At 62.2% G+C, this 15,239-nt stretch carries 13 protein-coding genes; 11 read left to right on the forward strand and 2 right to left on the reverse strand.

What is annotated here, in order from left to right:
• The first annotated feature begins 257 nt into the window (after positions 1–257).
• The 9 genes from IHQ72_RS17395 (at position 258) to IHQ72_RS17435 (ending at position 10,925) form a co-directional block, all read left to right on the forward strand.
• Positions 258–2,009 carry an acetolactate synthase 3 large subunit gene (locus IHQ72_RS17395; RefSeq protein ID WP_258123864.1) on the forward strand — a complete coding sequence of 584 codons (1,752 nt, stop codon included), beginning with the start codon at positions 258–260 and terminating at the stop codon, positions 2,007–2,009.
• Between the two features lie 90 nt (positions 2,010–2,099).
• Positions 2,100–2,672, forward strand: a complete 573-nt coding sequence (gene ilvN / locus IHQ72_RS17400; RefSeq protein ID WP_258123557.1) for an acetolactate synthase small subunit — start codon at positions 2,100–2,102, stop codon at positions 2,670–2,672.
• A 150-nt stretch (positions 2,673–2,822) separates the two neighbouring features.
• Positions 2,823–3,419, forward strand: a complete 597-nt coding sequence (locus IHQ72_RS17405; protein ID WP_258123559.1) for a LysE family translocator — start codon at positions 2,823–2,825, stop codon at positions 3,417–3,419.
• Positions 3,420–3,590: 171 nt separating this feature from the next.
• Positions 3,591–4,790: an efflux RND transporter periplasmic adaptor subunit gene (locus IHQ72_RS17410; RefSeq protein ID WP_258123561.1), complete on the forward strand. Its 1,200-nt coding sequence runs from the start codon at positions 3,591–3,593 to the stop codon at positions 4,788–4,790.
• A gap of 16 nt (positions 4,791–4,806) precedes the next feature.
• Positions 4,807–7,971: an efflux RND transporter permease subunit gene (locus IHQ72_RS17415; RefSeq protein ID WP_258123562.1), complete on the forward strand. Its 3,165-nt coding sequence runs from the start codon at positions 4,807–4,809 to the stop codon at positions 7,969–7,971.
• A 65-nt stretch (positions 7,972–8,036) separates the two neighbouring features.
• Complete coding sequence (gene nthA, locus IHQ72_RS17420; RefSeq protein ID WP_258123563.1) at positions 8,037–8,642, forward strand: nitrile hydratase subunit alpha; 606 nt, start codon at positions 8,037–8,039, stop codon at positions 8,640–8,642.
• Complete coding sequence (nthB, locus tag IHQ72_RS17425; RefSeq protein WP_258123564.1) at positions 8,639–9,298, forward strand: nitrile hydratase subunit beta; 660 nt, start codon at positions 8,639–8,641, stop codon at positions 9,296–9,298. The genes nthA and nthB overlap by 4 nt, the downstream gene beginning before the upstream one ends.
• Positions 9,285–9,650, forward strand: a complete 366-nt coding sequence (locus IHQ72_RS17430) for a nitrile hydratase accessory protein (protein WP_258123565.1) — start codon at positions 9,285–9,287, stop codon at positions 9,648–9,650. Before nthB ends, IHQ72_RS17430 begins: the two co-directional genes overlap by 14 nt.
• Before the next feature lie 147 nt (positions 9,651–9,797).
• Positions 9,798–10,925 carry an ATP-dependent DNA helicase gene (locus IHQ72_RS17435; RefSeq protein WP_258123865.1) on the forward strand — a complete coding sequence of 376 codons (1,128 nt, stop codon included), beginning with the start codon at positions 9,798–9,800 and terminating at the stop codon, positions 10,923–10,925.
• A 25-nt stretch (positions 10,926–10,950) separates the two neighbouring features.
• Here IHQ72_RS17435 and IHQ72_RS17440 read toward each other — a convergent pair whose 3' ends face one another.
• The gene (locus IHQ72_RS17440; protein WP_258123567.1) at positions 10,951–11,355 is read right to left on the reverse strand and encodes a SpoIIAA family protein; all 405 of its coding nucleotides are present in this window, start codon (positions 11,353–11,355) and stop codon (positions 10,951–10,953) included.
• A gap of 112 nt (positions 11,356–11,467) precedes the next feature.
• On the opposite strand from IHQ72_RS17440, the gene IHQ72_RS17445 reads away from it, so the two are divergent.
• Positions 11,468–12,208, forward strand: coding sequence for a pyridoxine 5'-phosphate synthase (locus IHQ72_RS17445; protein WP_258123568.1), 741 nt, complete (start codon positions 11,468–11,470; stop codon positions 12,206–12,208).
• A 103-nt stretch (positions 12,209–12,311) separates the two neighbouring features.
• Positions 12,312–14,225 carry a potassium transporter Kup gene (locus IHQ72_RS17450; RefSeq protein WP_065012335.1) on the forward strand — a complete coding sequence of 638 codons (1,914 nt, stop codon included), beginning with the start codon at positions 12,312–12,314 and terminating at the stop codon, positions 14,223–14,225.
• Between the two features lie 55 nt (positions 14,226–14,280).
• Here the strand turns inward: IHQ72_RS17450 and IHQ72_RS17455 are convergent, their stop codons facing one another.
• Positions 14,281–15,171 (reverse strand): SDR family oxidoreductase, encoded by an 891-nt coding sequence (locus IHQ72_RS17455; protein ID WP_258123569.1) that lies wholly within the window; start codon positions 15,169–15,171, stop codon positions 14,281–14,283.
• Positions 15,172–15,239: the final 68 nt, after the last annotated feature.

Here is a 15,239-nt window from a genome sequence, read left to right on the forward strand (position 1 = left end):
CGTGTCACATTCACCGTTGACAGCGGCGCAAAACCAATTCTATTGTCCGCCACCATGAAAACGGCACTCATTCTCGTAGTAGGAAAGCGCGTGGGCAAGGCGGTGTAACCGCCGGGCGAAAACCTCCCATGCGCAGACACAGGCTCCCTCGGGGGCCTTTTTTATTGCCCGAAACACGACTAAACGACCAGCAATCGCCCGATGGCGGACAGTACGGGACCAGACCGATGAGCAGTGGACAGAACGAGCGTCGCGAAATGACGGGCGCCGAAATGGTGGTGCAGGCGCTGAAGGACAATGGCGTCAAGCATGTTTTCGGCTATCCGGGCGGCGCGGTTCTCCCGATCTATGACGAGATCTTCCAGCAGGACGAGGTCGAGCACATCCTCGTCCGTCACGAGCAAGGCGCGGGTCATGCGGCGGAGGGCTATGCGCGCTCGACCGGCAAGGCCGGCGTCATGCTGGTGACCTCGGGGCCCGGCGCCACCAACGCGGTGACGCCCTTGCAGGATGCGCTGATGGATTCGATCCCGCTGGTCTGCCTGACCGGTCAGGTGCCGACCTCGCTGATAGGCTCGGACGCATTCCAGGAATGCGACACGATCGGCATCACGCGGCCCTGCACCAAGCACAATTGGCTGGTGAAGGACGTCAACGAGCTCGCGGCAATCATCCACGAGGCCTTTCACGTCGCAACGACAGGACGTCCCGGTCCGGTCGTCGTCGATATCCCGAAGGACGTGCAGTTCGCCAAGGGCATCTATGTGCCGCCACAGACGGCGCCGCGCACGAGCTATCAGCCTAAGGTCCAGGGCGACCTGGAAAAGATCAAGGCGGCGGTCGAGCTGATGGCCAAGGCGAAAAGGCCGATCCTCTATACGGGCGGCGGTGTCATCAATTCCGGCCCGGAAGCCAGCCATTTGCTGCGCGAACTGGTCGACCTCACCGGCTTCCCGATCACCTCGACGCTGATGGGCCTTGGCGCCTATCCAGCTTCGGGCAAGAACTGGATGGGCATGCTCGGCATGCACGGCACCTATGAAGCCAACATGGCGATGCATGATTGCGACGTCATGGTCTGCATCGGCGCGCGCTTCGACGACCGCATCACCGGCCGGCTCACCGCGTTCTCGCCGAACTCGAAGAAGATCCATATCGACATCGATCCGTCGTCGATCAACAAGAACGTCCACACCGATGTGCCCATTATCGGCGATGTCGGCCGGGTGCTGGAGGATCTGGTGCGGCTGTGGCGGGCGACCGCCAAGGCCGACAAGAAGGCGCTGCACCCGTGGTGGGAGCAGATCGCGAAATGGCGCGCTCGGGATTCGCTTGCCTACAAGATGAACCACGACGTGATCATGCCGCAATATGCCGTCCAGCGGCTCTACGCGCTGACCAAGGACATGGACACCTACATCACCACCGAGGTCGGCCAGCACCAGATGTGGGCGGCGCAGCACTATCATTTCGAGAAGCCGAATCGCTGGATGACCTCCGGCGGGCTCGGCACGATGGGCTACGGCCTGCCCGCGGCGCTCGGCGTGCAGATCGCGCACCCGGATGCGCTGGTCATCGACATTGCCGGCGACGCCTCGGTGCAGATGACGATGCAGGAGATGAGTGCCGCGGTGCAGCACGAAGCGCCAATCAAGATCTTCATCCTCAACAACCAGTATATGGGCATGGTGCGGCAGTGGCAGCAGCTTCTGCACGGCAACCGGCTGTCGCATTCCTACACCGAAGCGATGCCGGATTTCGTCAAGCTTGCCGAAGCCTATGGCGGCCACGGCATCCGCTGCGAGAAGCCGGATGAACTGGACGACGCGATTAAGGAGATGATTTCGGTGAAGAAGCCGGTGATCTTCGACTGCCGGGTGGCCACGCTTGCCAACTGCTTCCCGATGATCCCGTCGGGCAAGGCGCATAACGAGATGCTTCTGCCTGACGAGGCGACGGACGAGGCGGTGGCCAACGCCATCGACGCCAAGGGCAGGGAACTGGTGTAACGCCTAACGCCCAAGCCAAGGCAGGGCTGTCGGAAGAAGCCGTGTGGAAACAGAAAAACAGTTCAAAAGTTTGAAATCGAGATTCATGTCATGAACGCACAGCTTCAACCGACCGGCTCGGCCTACTTCATCGCCAAGGAAACTGAAAAGCCGGAGACTCACACGCTGTCCGTGCTGGTCGATAATGAGCCGGGCGTGCTTGCCCGGGTCATCGGCCTGTTTTCCGGACGCGGCTACAATATCGAGAGCCTGACGGTCTCCGAAACCGAACATGAGAAGCATCTGTCGCGCATCACCATCGTGACGCGCGGCACGCCGCATGTGCTGGAGCAGATCAAGCACCAGCTCGAGCGCATCGTGCCGGTGCACCGTGTCGTCGATCTCACCGTGCGCTCGCACGAGCTCGGCCAGGACCGGCCGCTGGAGCGGGAACTCGCGCTGGTGAAAGTGGCCGGCACCGGCGAAGGCCGCGTCGAGGCGCTGAGGCTGGCCGATGCCTTCCGCGCCAGCGTCATCGACGCCAACACCGAGCATTTCATCTTCGAGATCACCGGCAAAGGCTCCAAGATCGACCAGTTCATCGCCATCATGAAACCGCTCGGCCTGGTCGAAATCTGCCGCACCGGCGTGGCGGCGTTGAACCGCGGCCCGCAAGGGATGTGATCATCCGGCGCTTTGGGTCCAGTGCTCTGGCACCGCCTGTATTTATTCTGTCGGCTTGATCCTGACCTTCTGGCCCGGCTGCCGCCGTGAGGTGGCCTTTGTGCGTCTGAGGTAAAAGGACAATATTGCTGACCTGCTTGGGAGAAGCCAATGACCCTCGATGCGTTCCTTGCCTTGCTGGTCTATGCCTTCGTGACCTCGATCACGCCGGGTCCGAACAACTTCATGCTTCTGGCTTCCGGCGTGAATTTCGGTTTCGCCAAAACCATTCCGCACATGCTGGGCATCAGCATCGGCTTCCTCGTGCTGTTGCTGGCCGTCGGCTTCGGGCTGGGCGCCGTGCTGACGGCATTTCCGGTTCTCCACACCGGATTGAAGATCGCGGGTGGCATCTACCTGCTCTATCTCGCCTCGAAGATCGCCATGTCGCGTTCGCTCAGCGGCAAGGGCGAGGCCAAGTCGCGTCCGATGCGGTTCATCGATGCGGCGGCGTTCCAGTGGGTCAATCCCAAGGCGTGGGTGATGGCGATCACCGCCATGGCCGTCTATGCCATTCCGGAGCATCCGTTTCTGTCGGTGGCGTTGATCTCGATAGCCTTCACCGTCGTCAACCTGCCGAGCGTCTCGGTGTGGGCAGGTTTCGGCATGGCGCTGCGCGGTTTTCTGTCGGACCCGGTGCGGCTTAAATGGTTCAACATCGCAATGGGCGTGCTGCTGGCAGCGACACTGTGGCCGATGCTGCGGTAGCTGACGCTTGTTGTGCACTGCACATTAAATCTTCGTAATGCCGGGTTTTGGCCCTTTTTCGCCTTCGGCGCCCTCTATCTATTCTATTTGGTGAAACCGCGGCACGAGGCTGCGAGTTACGCCAAGATATGACCACCGAACCACGGCGTGTCGGATAAAAGGCCTTTGACGATGCGTGGAAAGATCGTGCTTGCGGTCGCCTGCCTTGTCGCGGCCGGGCTGTACCTTTCGCCCGCGGCGACGGACAAAGTCTGGCAGATGCTGTCAGCGGGCCAGGCGGCGCCTGACAAATCGGCGGCCGCAAATGCAGCACGCTCGACCTCGGTGGTTGCCGCCACCGCTTCGACGGCCGACTTCCCGATCCGGCGCTACGCCATCGGCTTCGTATCCTCCCCCGCCGTAGTCAGCGTCAACGCACGGATCTCGAGCCAGATCACATCGATCGCCGTCAAGGACGGGCAGATGGTGAGGGCTGGCGACCTCCTGTTCTCGCTGGACGATCGCGCGCTGAAGGCGCAACTGGCCCGCGATCAGGCGACGCTCGCCAAGGACCAGGCGCTGCTTGCCAGTGCCACGGCCGATCTTGAGCGCGCCAAGAATCTCGTCGCCAAGCAGGCCGGCACGCAGCAGACCTACGACCAGGCGATCGCCGCGCAGAAGTCCGCCGCGGCCTCGGTCGATGCCGACAAGGCAACGATCGATGCGGACGAGGTCCAGCTTGGCTTTGCCACGATCACGGCGCCGATTTCCGGCAGGCTGGGTGCGGTCAACGTCGCGATCGGCGATCTCGTCACCACCAGCAACGGCAGCAGCGCGTCGGCCCCGCTGGTGACCATCACCCAGGTGGACCCGCTGCAGGTGAACTTCAATCTTCCGGAAAGCGATCTTGCCTTGCTGCACAAGGCGCTGGCGGAGCCGCAGGAAGGTGCAGTCACGCTGACCAGGGACGGCGATCCGACACCGATCGGCAAGGGGACCCTCGATTTCGTCGATTCCAGCGTCGACACCGCCTCCGGCACAATCGCGACGCGGGCCAGCGTGCCCAATGCCGATCTTTCGTTGTGGCCAGGCCAATATGTCAATGTCGTGCTCGATGCCGGCATCATGCCGCAAATGACCTCGGTTCCCACGGTTGCGGTGCAGCCTAGCCAGAAGGGGCCATTCGTCTATGTGATCAAGCCCGACAACACGGTGGAGGTGCGGCCCGTGCAGGTCGCACTGAGCGAAGGCGACAAGAGCGCTATCGGCGAAGGGCTGAAAAGCGGCGAACGTGTCGTCGTCGAGGGCCAGGCAAAGCTGAAGAACGGCTCACCAGTCCACGAAGGCGAGGCCAGTGATCAGGCCTCTCCTAGGGTTGCCGAGGCTGGCTAGGCGGGGGGACGCGGCCATGATCTCCGAATTCTGCATCCGCAGGCCTGTCGCCACCCTGCTCATGTCCTTTGCGCTCGTGCTGGGCGGGCTGTTCGCTTACAAGTTCCTGCCGGTGGCCGCTCTGCCTAGCGCCGAGTTTCCGGTGGTTAACGTCTCGGCCTCGCTGCCCGGCGCCTCGCCGGAAACCATGGCGACCTCGGTGGCAACGCCGCTGATCAAGCAGTTTACCACCATCGCGGGCATCGATTCGATCTCGACCACGAATTCGCTCGGCTCCACCTCGATCGCCATCCAGTTCGTGCTCAATCGCGATATCGATGCGGCCGCTGCCGACGTGCAGGCGGCGATCGCACGAACGCAGCGGCAATTGCCGCCTGAGATGACCAGCCCGCCGAGTTATCGCAAGGTCAATCCGGCCGATGCGCCGATCCTCCTGATGTCGCTGGTCAGCGACACGGTTCCGCTGACCGATCTCGATGGCTTTGCAGAGAATGTAATCTCGCCGTCGCTGTCGACGATCGAAGGCGTGGCGCAGGTCTCGATCTTCGGCCAGCAGAAATACGCGGTGCGCGTCCAGATCGATCCGACTGCGCTCGCCGCACGCGGCATTTCGATCGACCAGCTGCAGACGGCGATCGCCTCGGCCAATAGCAACACGCCGCTCGGCGTGCTGCAGAACGACAAGCAGCAGCTGACGATCACCGCCAATACGCAGCTGAACAACGCGGCGGGATTTTCCAATATCATCATAGCCACCAGGAACGGCCGTCCGGTTCGGCTCGGCGAGGTGACCCGCGTCATCGATTCGGTCGAGACCACGACGACGGCAAGCTGGTACGACGGCACCCGCGCGATCATCATGGCCGTGCAGCGCCAGCCCGATGCCAATACCGTCGACGTCGTCGATCGCGTCAAGGCGATGCTGCCCTCCTTCCAGGATCAAATGCCGGCGGCGGCCAGTATCCAGTTGCTCAACGACCGCTCGACTTCGATCCGCGAGTCGGTCGACGACGTGCAGTTCACGCTGCTGCTCACCATCGCACTGGTGGTGATGGTGATCTTCCTGTTCCTACGCCGGGTTACGGCAACAATCATCCCGGCGGTGGCGGTGCCGATCTCGCTGATCGCCACGCTCGGCGCCATGTTCCTGTTCGGCTTTTCCATCGACAACATATCGCTGATGGGGCTGACGCTGGCGGTCGGCCTTGTCGTCGATGATGCGATCGTGATGCTGGAGAACATCTTCCGCCACATGGAGGAGGACGGGCTCTCGGCCCTCGAAGCGGCGCTCAAGGGCGCCCGCGAAATCGGCTTCACCATCATCTCGATCTCAATCTCGCTGGTTGCTGTGTTCATCCCCGTGCTTTTGATGGGCGGAGTGATCGGGCGCATCTTCAACGAGTTCGCCGTGGTGGTGACGGTCGCCATCCTGGCGTCGATGTTGGTGTCGCTGACGCTGACGCCGATGCTGTGCTCGCGGCTTTTATCGGTGTCGAAGGCCGAGCGCGAAGCAGCGCAGGGCGAAGGCCACAGGCACAATGTCTTCATGCGGGGCTATGACTGGCTGCTGACTTTTTGCCTGCGGCACAGTTTCCTGGTTTTTCTCGTCTTCGTTGGGACGGCCGCACTGTCGGTCTGGCTGATCCAGACCTCGCCGAAGGGCTTCTTCCCGCAGGAGGATATCGGCCAAATTTCGGTGACGACCACCGCGCGCCAGGACATTTCGTTCGACGCCATGGTGAAGCTGCAGGGGCAAGTGGCTGATGTCTTTACCCATTCACCCTATGTCTCGCATGTAGGGTGGTCGGTAGGCAGCGGAGACAACGCGCTCAACCAGGGCCGGCTCTATGTGCAATTGAAGGACAAGGACCAGCGCCCCGATATCGACAAGGTGCTCTCGGATCTGCGGCGGCAGCTGGCCAATGTCCCCGGCATCGAAACCTTCATGCAGCCGGTGCAGAATCTGCGGCTCGGGGCGCGCGCTTCGGCCAGCGCCTATCAGCTCGTCGTGCAGGGCCTCGACATCGGCGCGGCGGACGTTTGGGCGCAGAAGCTCACCGATGCGATGGCCGCCGACCGTAGCGCCTTCACCGACGTCACCAATGATTTGCAGAACAACGCCTTGCAGGCGTCGCTGGTGGTCGACCGCGACAAGGCGGCGACGCTCGGCGTCGACACCGATACGTTGCGCTCCAGCCTCTATGGCGGTTTCGGCACCGAGCAGGTGTCGACCATTTTCGGTTCGGCCGACAGCTATGAGGTGATCATGGAACTCGACCCGAGGATCGAGTGGTCGCCAGAAAGGATGCTGGCGATCAAGGTGAGGACGGCCAGCGGCAGCCTGGTGCCGCTCGGCGCCTTCGCTCGTGTCGATCGGACCGCCGGTGCCTTGACCGTCAACCAACTCGGCCAGCTTCCGGCAGTGACCATTTCCTACAATCTGCCGCAGGGCGTCGCGCTCGGCGACAGCGTGAGCCGCATCAATGCGCTGAAGGAAAAGATCGGCATGCCGGCGACGATCTCGACCACTTTTTCGGGCACGGCGAAAACGTTCCAGGATTCGCTTGCCAACCAGGGCCTGCTGATCGGCGGCGCAATCCTGACCATCTACATCGTCCTCGGCATCCTCTACGAGAGCTTCATCCATCCGCTCACCATCCTGACCGGACTTCCGTCCGCGGTGCTCGGCGCGCTTGTTGCGTTGCGGCTTGCGGGGATGGATCTTTCGGTGATCGCTGTCATCGGTATCTTGATGCTGATCGGCATCGTCAAGAAGAACGGCATCATGATGATCGACGTCGCGCTCGAACTCAGGCGCGAGGGGATGTCGCCGCTCGAGTCCATTCACAAGGCCTGCCTGATGCGCTTCCGTCCGATCATGATGACGACGCTGGCGGCGCTGATGGGCACGATCCCGATCGCGCTCGGCACCGGCGCCAGCGCCGAACTGCGACAGCCGCTCGGCGTGGCGGTGGTCGGCGGCCTCGTCGCTTCGCAAGCGCTGACGCTGTTCGTCACGCCGGTCATCTATGTCTACATGGAGTATTTTTCGGGCTGGCTTGTCGGGCTGTGGCCGAAGCGCCGCGACGAGCAGCCACCGGTCGAAGCTGTCGTCCAGCCGTCGCTGTTCGAGCACGGAGAAGAGTTGCAAGGCGAGCCGCAGAAGGCGGCAGCCGAATAGAAGCCGACGGGCTGGCCCAAGCCGTGGCGCTTGCGGTGGAATGCTTGCAGCCGTAATTTACGGCCATGTCCCATAACCACGACCACGACAACGAGCTTGATCCTTTTGCCGCCCGGGTGCGCGCGCTGGAGACGATCCTCACTCAGAAAGGGCTGATCGATCCGGCCGCGATCGACGTGATCGTCGACACCTACGAGACAAAAATCGGTCCGCGCAACGGCGCTAAAGTGGTGGCGAAGGCGTGGGTCGAGCCTGACTTTGCCACCTGGCTGAAACGCGACGCGACGGCGGCGATCGGTTCGCTCGGCTACACCGGCCGGCAGGGCGAGCACATGCAGGCCGTGTTCAACACGGCGGAGACGCACAACCTCGTCGTCTGCACGCTATGCTCCTGCTATCCGTGGTCGGTGCTCGGCCTGCCGCCGGTCTGGTACAAGGCGCCGCCCTATCGTTCGCGCGCGGTCATCGATCCGCGCGGCGTGCTCGATGAATTCGGGCTGACGCTGCCGAAGACAACAAAAATCCGGGTGTGGGACTCGACCGCCGAGCTGCGCTATCTGGTCGTCCCGATCCGGCCGAACGGCACCGACGGCTGGAGCGAGGAGCGGCTGGCTGATCTGGTGACGCGCGACGCGATGATCGGCACCGGACTGGCGCGGGAGCCGACATGAACGGGCCGCAGGATCTCGGCGGGCAGATGGGGTTCGGGCCGGTTGCACCCGAAAAGGACGAACCCTATTTCCATGCCGAATGGGAAAGACGAGCGCTTGGCGTGACGCTGTGCGCCGGCGCCATGGGCGCCTGGAATATCGATGAGAGCCGGCATGCGCGGGAATCGCTGCGTCCCGCCGACTACTATGCCTCGAGCTATTATGAGATCTGGATCAAGGCGCTCGAAATCTTGCTGAAGCGGCATGGTTTTGTCAGTGACCGCGATCTGGTCGCGGGCAAGGCGATCGACCCTGCTGCGACGCCCAAAAGGGTGCTGAAGGCCGAAAACGTGCCGGCAGTATTGGCTAAGGGCGGCCCCTGCGACCGTCTGATCGCCACGCCGGCGCGATTCAAGGCAGGCGACCTGGTGCGGACGAAGAATTTCCATCCGACCGGCCACACAAGGCTGCCGCGCTACGCACGCGGCAAGCAAGGCGCCGTCGAGGCGGTGCGCGATGGTTTTGTCTTCCCTGATACGAATGCGCACGGCCAGGGCGAAAACCCGCAATGGGTCTACACGGTGGTTTTTGACGGCGCGGAGATCTGGGGCGAGGGCGCCGACCCGACGCTGATCGTGTCGATCGACGCCTGGGAGAGCTATCTTGAACCGGCGTGAGGCGAAGTCAGTCACCGCCAAGCTGCCGGCGGGCATTGATGCGCCGGTATTCGCCGAGCCATGGCAAGCGGAAGCCTTCGCCATGACGGTTGCGCTGAACGACAAGGGCCTGTTTTCCTGGAGCGAATGGGCAGAGGCCTTGTCCGCCGAGGTCAAGAAGCCCGGTGTCGCAAGCGACGGCCATGATTATTACGAGCACTGGCTGGCGGCGCTGGAAAATTTGCTGTCGGCCAAAGGCGTTGCCGGCAGGAGCGACGTCGATACGCTCGCTGCCGCCTGGGAACGCGCCGCGCATGCGACGCCGCACGGCAAGCCGATCCTGCTCGAGAACGATCCCGGCCCGACCGGCTAGGTCGTGGCGGCTCGACTTCGTTCTCTTTACGTTCCGATCCCTGCCTGATAACTTGCGTCATTGGAGGCGGTAGGTCCGCCGCCGATGATCTTGGTGACGGTAGTCGTCGGCCTTGTCTTTCCCTCGCGAATCCGGTCTCTCGCGCTGATGGAATTCTCTCCTCAACAGGACGATGCGCTGAAAGCGGTCGCCACCTGGCTCAAGATCGGAAAGCCGCAGCTCTTCCGGCTGTTCGGCTATGCCGGCACCGGTAAGACGACGCTGGCGCGCTATTTCGCCGAGCATGTCGACGGCCAGGTGCAGTTCGCGGCCTTCACCGGCAAGGCGGCGCAGGTGCTGCGTTCCAAGGGCGCGGTCAATGCCCGCACCATCCATTCGCTGATCTACCGGCCGAAGGGCGAGGAATCGGTAGCGGACGAGGTGACCGGCAAGACCTCGATGTCGCCGACCTTTTCGCTCAACCGGCAAAGCCCGATCTCGCGGGCCAAGCTCGTCGTCATCGACGAATGTTCGATGGTCGACGAGCAGCTCGGCCGCGACCTGATGAGTTTCGGCACGCCGATCCTGGTTCTCGGCGATCCCGGCCAGTTGCCGCCGATCTCGGGCGGCGGCTTCTTCACCGACCATGAGCCGGATATTCTTCTCACCGAGATCCACCGGCAGGCGCGCGACAACCCGATCATCCGACTGGCGCTCGACGTGCGCGAGGGTCGCGAATTCATGCGCGGCGATTATGGCACGGCGCAGGTGATCGGCAAGGAAGACGTCACACAGGAACTGGTGCTGAAGGCGGACCAGGTGCTGGTCGGCACCAACAGGACGCGGCGTCGCTATAATCAGCGGCTGCGCGAGCTGAAGGGGTTCAATGCCGACTACCCTCAGGCCGGCGACAAGCTCGTCTGCCTGCGTAACGACCCGGCCAAGGGATTGCTCAACGGCTCGCTGTGGAAGGTGATGACCTCGTCGCGCGAGACGGTGAAACCCGGCATCAATTTGCTGGTCTCACCGGAGGAGGACGATCCGGACCGCGGCGTTGCCAAGATCAAGCTGCTCAAAGCGGCGTTCGAGGACCCGGACGCCGATATTCCTTGGCAGCAGAAAAAGCGCTTCGACGATTTCGACTATGGCTACGCGCTGACCGTGCACAAGGCGCAAGGCTCGCAGTGGAACGAGATCGTGCTTTTCGACGAAAGCTGGGCGTTCAAGGAAACCCGCCAGCGCTGGCTCTACACCGCGATCACGCGCGCGGCCGAACGGCTGACGATTGTCAGATAGGCCGATCGAGCGGCCGGGGGCTGCGTCACCGTGGGGCAAGCGGTCTGGCGCCGAGCCATTCCCACGCGGATGCTTCGTCCTTTGCCTCGAAATGCCTGAGCTCGACGGGCGAGGAAACAGGCAGCAAGCCCTGTGCGCTGGGTACCCAGTTCGGCTCGCCGACCGCAGCGCAGCGGCCGACATGCTCCACGGCAAGGGCCGTGCCCTGTTCAAGCGTTTCGTCCGACACATCGACCCAATCGACGCCATCATGATCGATCAGGCGCACCAGCACGTCGATTTTCGGGTGCAGCGCGTAAGCCGCCTCCAGCAAACCGAACAGGTTTTCCGCATCGGCCGCCGTGACATGGCCGACGACGTCGATGGCGAACAGGTCGTCGCGGTCGGTATCGATACGGCGAACCGCCGGCACGGCTTCAAGATAATTCACGGGTCTTCCTCTTGCTGGATATTATACGTCCCTCTGGAACACCGGAAACCCCCTGTCTGTTCCCGCCAAAGGCGGTATAGATGGCCGCAAGTACATCCGGACCCGAGAACCCATGCCTGCAAAACTCTCCGTCAATCTCAATGCCATCGCCATGCTGCGCAACCGGCGCGACCTGCCGTGGCCTGATGTGACCGGGCTCGGGCGACTGGCGCTGGCCGCGGGCGCGCATGGGCTGACAGTGCATCCGCGGCCCGACGAGCGGCACACCAGGCATTCCGACCTGCCGGAGATCAGGGCGCTGATCGACGACGAATTCCCCCAGGCGGAGTTCAACATCGAGGGCTATCCGAGCGAGGATTTCCTGGCGCTTGTGGAAAAGCACCAGCCAGAGCAGGTGACGCTGGTGCCCGACGACCCTGCCCAGGCCACCTCCGACCATGGCTGGAACTTCGCCGCCGAGGCGGCGTTCCTGACACCGATCGTCAAACGCCTGAAAAAGGGGGGCTTTCGCGTGTCGCTGTTTTCCGACCCGGATCCGGCAGGCATGAAGGCCGCGCGCGACACCGGCGCCGACCGGATCGAGCTCTACACCGGTCCATATGGCAGCTATCATTCCGATTCGGCAAAAGCGGCGAAGGAGCTGGAAAGATTGGGAAAAACCGCGGATGCCGCGCTTGCCGCCGGGCTTCAGGTCAATGCCGGGCATGATCTGGTGGTGAACAACCTGCCGGCATTGGCAAAGCGCATCCCGGTATTGGCCGAAGTGTCGATTGGACATGGGTTGACAGCCGATGCGTTGGAGTATGGCATGGCCGGGACGGTCAAAAGATTTCTGAAGGCCTGTGGGTGGTAAGGATGGAAGCCTCGCTTTGCAGACATGGCAGCCATCACGTTGGGGCACTTGATATTGCATCGCAGCAAGCGTAGAGCACCGCCCGCTTATCGGAGTGTCGTCCATGGCCCTTACCAACAGTGGTAGTGAGGCAGAACCAGTCGAACAATCAAGCCATCCTGAGGTCGAAAAGCACAGCACCAAGGTTTTGATGCTGGGCGCTCTCGGCGTGGTCTATGGCGATATCGGCACCAGCCCGATCTATGCGCTTCGCGAAGCACTGCATGCTTCGTCCGGCACCGATCCGCGCAGTGCCGTTCTGGGCATTCTGTCGCTGATCGTCTGGGCACTGACGATTATCGTGACAATCAAATACGTCGCCTTCGTGCTTCGGGCGGATAACAAGGGTGAAGGCGGTACCCTGTCGCTTATGGCGCTGGCCCGGAAAGCTTATCCGGCTGGTTCCGGCATCATTCTTGCCATTGGTCTCTGCGGAGCCGCACTGTTTTTCGGCGACGCGATCATAACGCCGGCCATCTCGGTGCTTTCAGCGGTGGAAGGCCTGAGCGTCGTGACCCCGGCGTTCGATCCGTACGTGGTTCCCATTACATTGGTGATTCTTGCCGTTTTGTTTGCCGTGCAGCGCTTCGGAACCGGTAGAGTGGCCTCCGTTTTCGGGCCGGTGACGGCGCTCTGGTTTCTGGCGATCGGCATTGCCGGATTGGTGCATATTCTTGACGATGTGTCGGTGCTTTTGGCAATCAACCCCTACTATGCAGTTGCCTATCTTGCCGAAGCCAAAACGGGCGCATTTCTCACAGTCGGCGCGGTCTTTCTGGCGGTTACCGGTGCTGAAGCGCTTTACGTCGATCTCGGGCACTTCGGTCGCCGTCCAATCGTGCTAGCCTGGTTCTGGATCGTCTTCCCCTGCCTGCTGCTCAGCTATTTTGGGCAAGGCGCATTCGTACTTGCTCACGGGGGGCTGCCCGACAATCCGTTTTTCCAGATGCTGCCAGATTGGGCACTGATACCAATGGTCGGGCTAGCAACAGCAGCGACTGTCATCGCCAGTCAAGCCGTTATCTCCGGGGCGTTTTCGCTAACTCGGCAAGCGGTGCAGCTCAATCTTCTGCCCAGAATCGAAGTTCAGCATACTTCCGAGATGCAACTCGGCCAAATTTACATGCCACGCGTGAATCTCATTCTCGCGCTCGGCGTAATGCTGCTCGTCGTCGGCTTTGGCAGTTCGAGTTCGCTCGCTTCCGCCTATGGAATTTCGGTGACAGGCGAAATGCTGATGACGACTATTTTGCTGTTCGTGGTGATGCGGTGGCAATGGAAATGGCAGACCGCGCTCGCTGCGGCGCTGGCGCTGCTCTTTGGCACGATAGACACCGGCTTCTTCCTGGCAAATATTGTGAAATTCGTGGAAGGCGGATGGGTCTCGATCGCTGTTGCCTGCATCATGGGGCTGATCATGGGGACCTGGATACGCGGAAGTCGCTATCTATTCGACAAGACGCGCCGGAACGAAATTCCGCTCGATTTCCTCGCCGGCAATTTGTTGAAGAAAAAGCCGCAGCTGGTGTCCGGTACGGCCGTGTTCCTGACCAGTGATCCCGTCAGCGCGCCGACCGCGCTGATGCACAGCCTGAAGCACTACAAGGTGCTGCACGAACAAAACGTCATCCTCTCGGTGGTGACGGCTCAGCAGCCCGTGGTGCCCGACAGCGAGCGGGTCAAGATGGAAACGATCAACGAGCTGTTCATGCGGGTGACGCTGACCTTCGGCTATATGGAGCAGCCGAACATCCCGCGTGCGCTGGCGATCTGCCGCAAGCAGGGCTGGAAGTTCGACATCATGACGACCTCCTTCTTTCTGTCGCGGCGCTCGCTCAAGGCGTCACCCAACTCCGGCATGCCGGTGTGGCAGGACAAGCTGTTCATCGGGTTGGCGCGCACCGCAGCGGATGCGACCGAATATTTCCAGATCCCGACCGGACGTGTTGTCGAGATCGGGACGCAGGTGGCTATCTAGACAAAAGGCCGTGCCCTGTCCAAAGGCACGGCCTTTGCCAGAATCTCCGCGGCCTTCAGCCGGCCAGAGCTGCCTTGTTCGCCTCGAGGAAATGCCTCAACGATTTCGGCTTTTTGCCTGAAAGTGTCTCGATCGCATCGGTCACCATGCCGATGCGGCCGGAGCGCGTGTTGGTGTCGAAGGAAGTGACGACGGGGGCAAAGCCTTCGGGAACGCCGGCAGCCTTCAGACCCTCGGTCAACGCCTCGTCCGAAAGCTGGACGACCTCGATGGGCTTGCCGGTGACGTCGGTCACCAAGGCTGCGATCTCGGCGACGGTGTGGGCCTGCGGACCCGTCAGCGTGTATGTCGTGCTTTCGGAAGCGCCCGACGCAAGGCCCGCGGCGATCGCCGCGGCCATGTCGTCGCGAGCGCCATGGGCGATGCGGCCGTCGGCCGCCGATGTGTACCACTGCCCCGAGGCAATGGCATGCGGCAGCGACATGAACAGGTTCTCCTGATACCAGCCGTTGCGGAAAATCGTGTAGGGGATGTCGCTCGCCTTGATCGCCTGCTCGGTACCGTAGTGATCGCCCGCAAACAGCACCGGCGATCCCGGCTCAGGATTGGGCATCGAGGTGTAGAGCAGATGCGAAACACCTGCCTTCCTGGCGGCTGCGACTGCATTCTCGTGCTGCTTGAGGCGCTTGCCCCCAAGGTCGATCTCGCCGGTCGAGATGATCAGGACCCTGCCGGCGCCCTTGAATGCCTCGACGAGCGACGCCGTGTCATCGAAATCGGCTTGCCTGATGGCAACGCCGCGCGTCGCCAGGTCGGCGAGGTTTTCTGGATTACGGGTGGCGGCGATGATGCGTGCGGACGGAACCTTGAGCGTGTCCAGCAGATGATGGATGACGCCGCGGCCGAGCTGGCCGGAGGCGCCGGTGACGAGAAGGGTTTCGGTCATGGGAAGTCCTGTCGTTGCGCCGGAGCGGCGGGTGCTTATATAAGTCTCAAAAAGAGACCAGCACTAAA

Origin of the sequence: Mesorhizobium onobrychidis (assembly GCF_024707545.1) — a bacterium.
Classification (GTDB): Bacteria; Pseudomonadota; Alphaproteobacteria; order Rhizobiales; family Rhizobiaceae; genus Mesorhizobium; species Mesorhizobium onobrychidis.

What these genes read in the sequence shown, in the direction of transcription:
- IHQ72_RS17435 (WP_258123865.1), top strand. Translation starts at nt 9,798, where the DNA reads ATGGAATTCTCTCCTCAACAGGACGATGCGCTGAAAGCGGTCGCCACC.
- ilvN (WP_258123557.1), top strand. Translation starts at nt 2,100, where the DNA reads ATGAACGCACAGCTTCAACCGACCGGCTCGGCCTACTTCATCGCCAAG.
- IHQ72_RS17450 (WP_065012335.1), top strand. Translation starts at nt 12,312, where the DNA reads ATGGCCCTTACCAACAGTGGTAGTGAGGCAGAACCAGTCGAACAATCA.
- nthB (WP_258123564.1), top strand. Translation starts at nt 8,639, where the DNA reads ATGAACGGGCCGCAGGATCTCGGCGGGCAGATGGGGTTCGGGCCGGTT.
- IHQ72_RS17410 (WP_258123561.1), top strand. Translation starts at nt 3,591, where the DNA reads ATGCGTGGAAAGATCGTGCTTGCGGTCGCCTGCCTTGTCGCGGCCGGG.
- IHQ72_RS17415 (WP_258123562.1), top strand. Translation starts at nt 4,807, where the DNA reads ATGATCTCCGAATTCTGCATCCGCAGGCCTGTCGCCACCCTGCTCATG.
- IHQ72_RS17395 (WP_258123864.1), top strand. Translation starts at nt 258, where the DNA reads ATGACGGGCGCCGAAATGGTGGTGCAGGCGCTGAAGGACAATGGCGTC.
- nthA (WP_258123563.1), top strand. Translation starts at nt 8,037, where the DNA reads ATGTCCCATAACCACGACCACGACAACGAGCTTGATCCTTTTGCCGCC.
- IHQ72_RS17455 (WP_258123569.1), bottom strand. Translation starts at nt 15,171, where the DNA reads ATGACCGAAACCCTTCTCGTCACCGGCGCCTCCGGCCAGCTCGGCCGC.
- IHQ72_RS17445 (WP_258123568.1), top strand. Translation starts at nt 11,468, where the DNA reads ATGCCTGCAAAACTCTCCGTCAATCTCAATGCCATCGCCATGCTGCGC.
- IHQ72_RS17405 (WP_258123559.1), top strand. Translation starts at nt 2,823, where the DNA reads ATGACCCTCGATGCGTTCCTTGCCTTGCTGGTCTATGCCTTCGTGACC.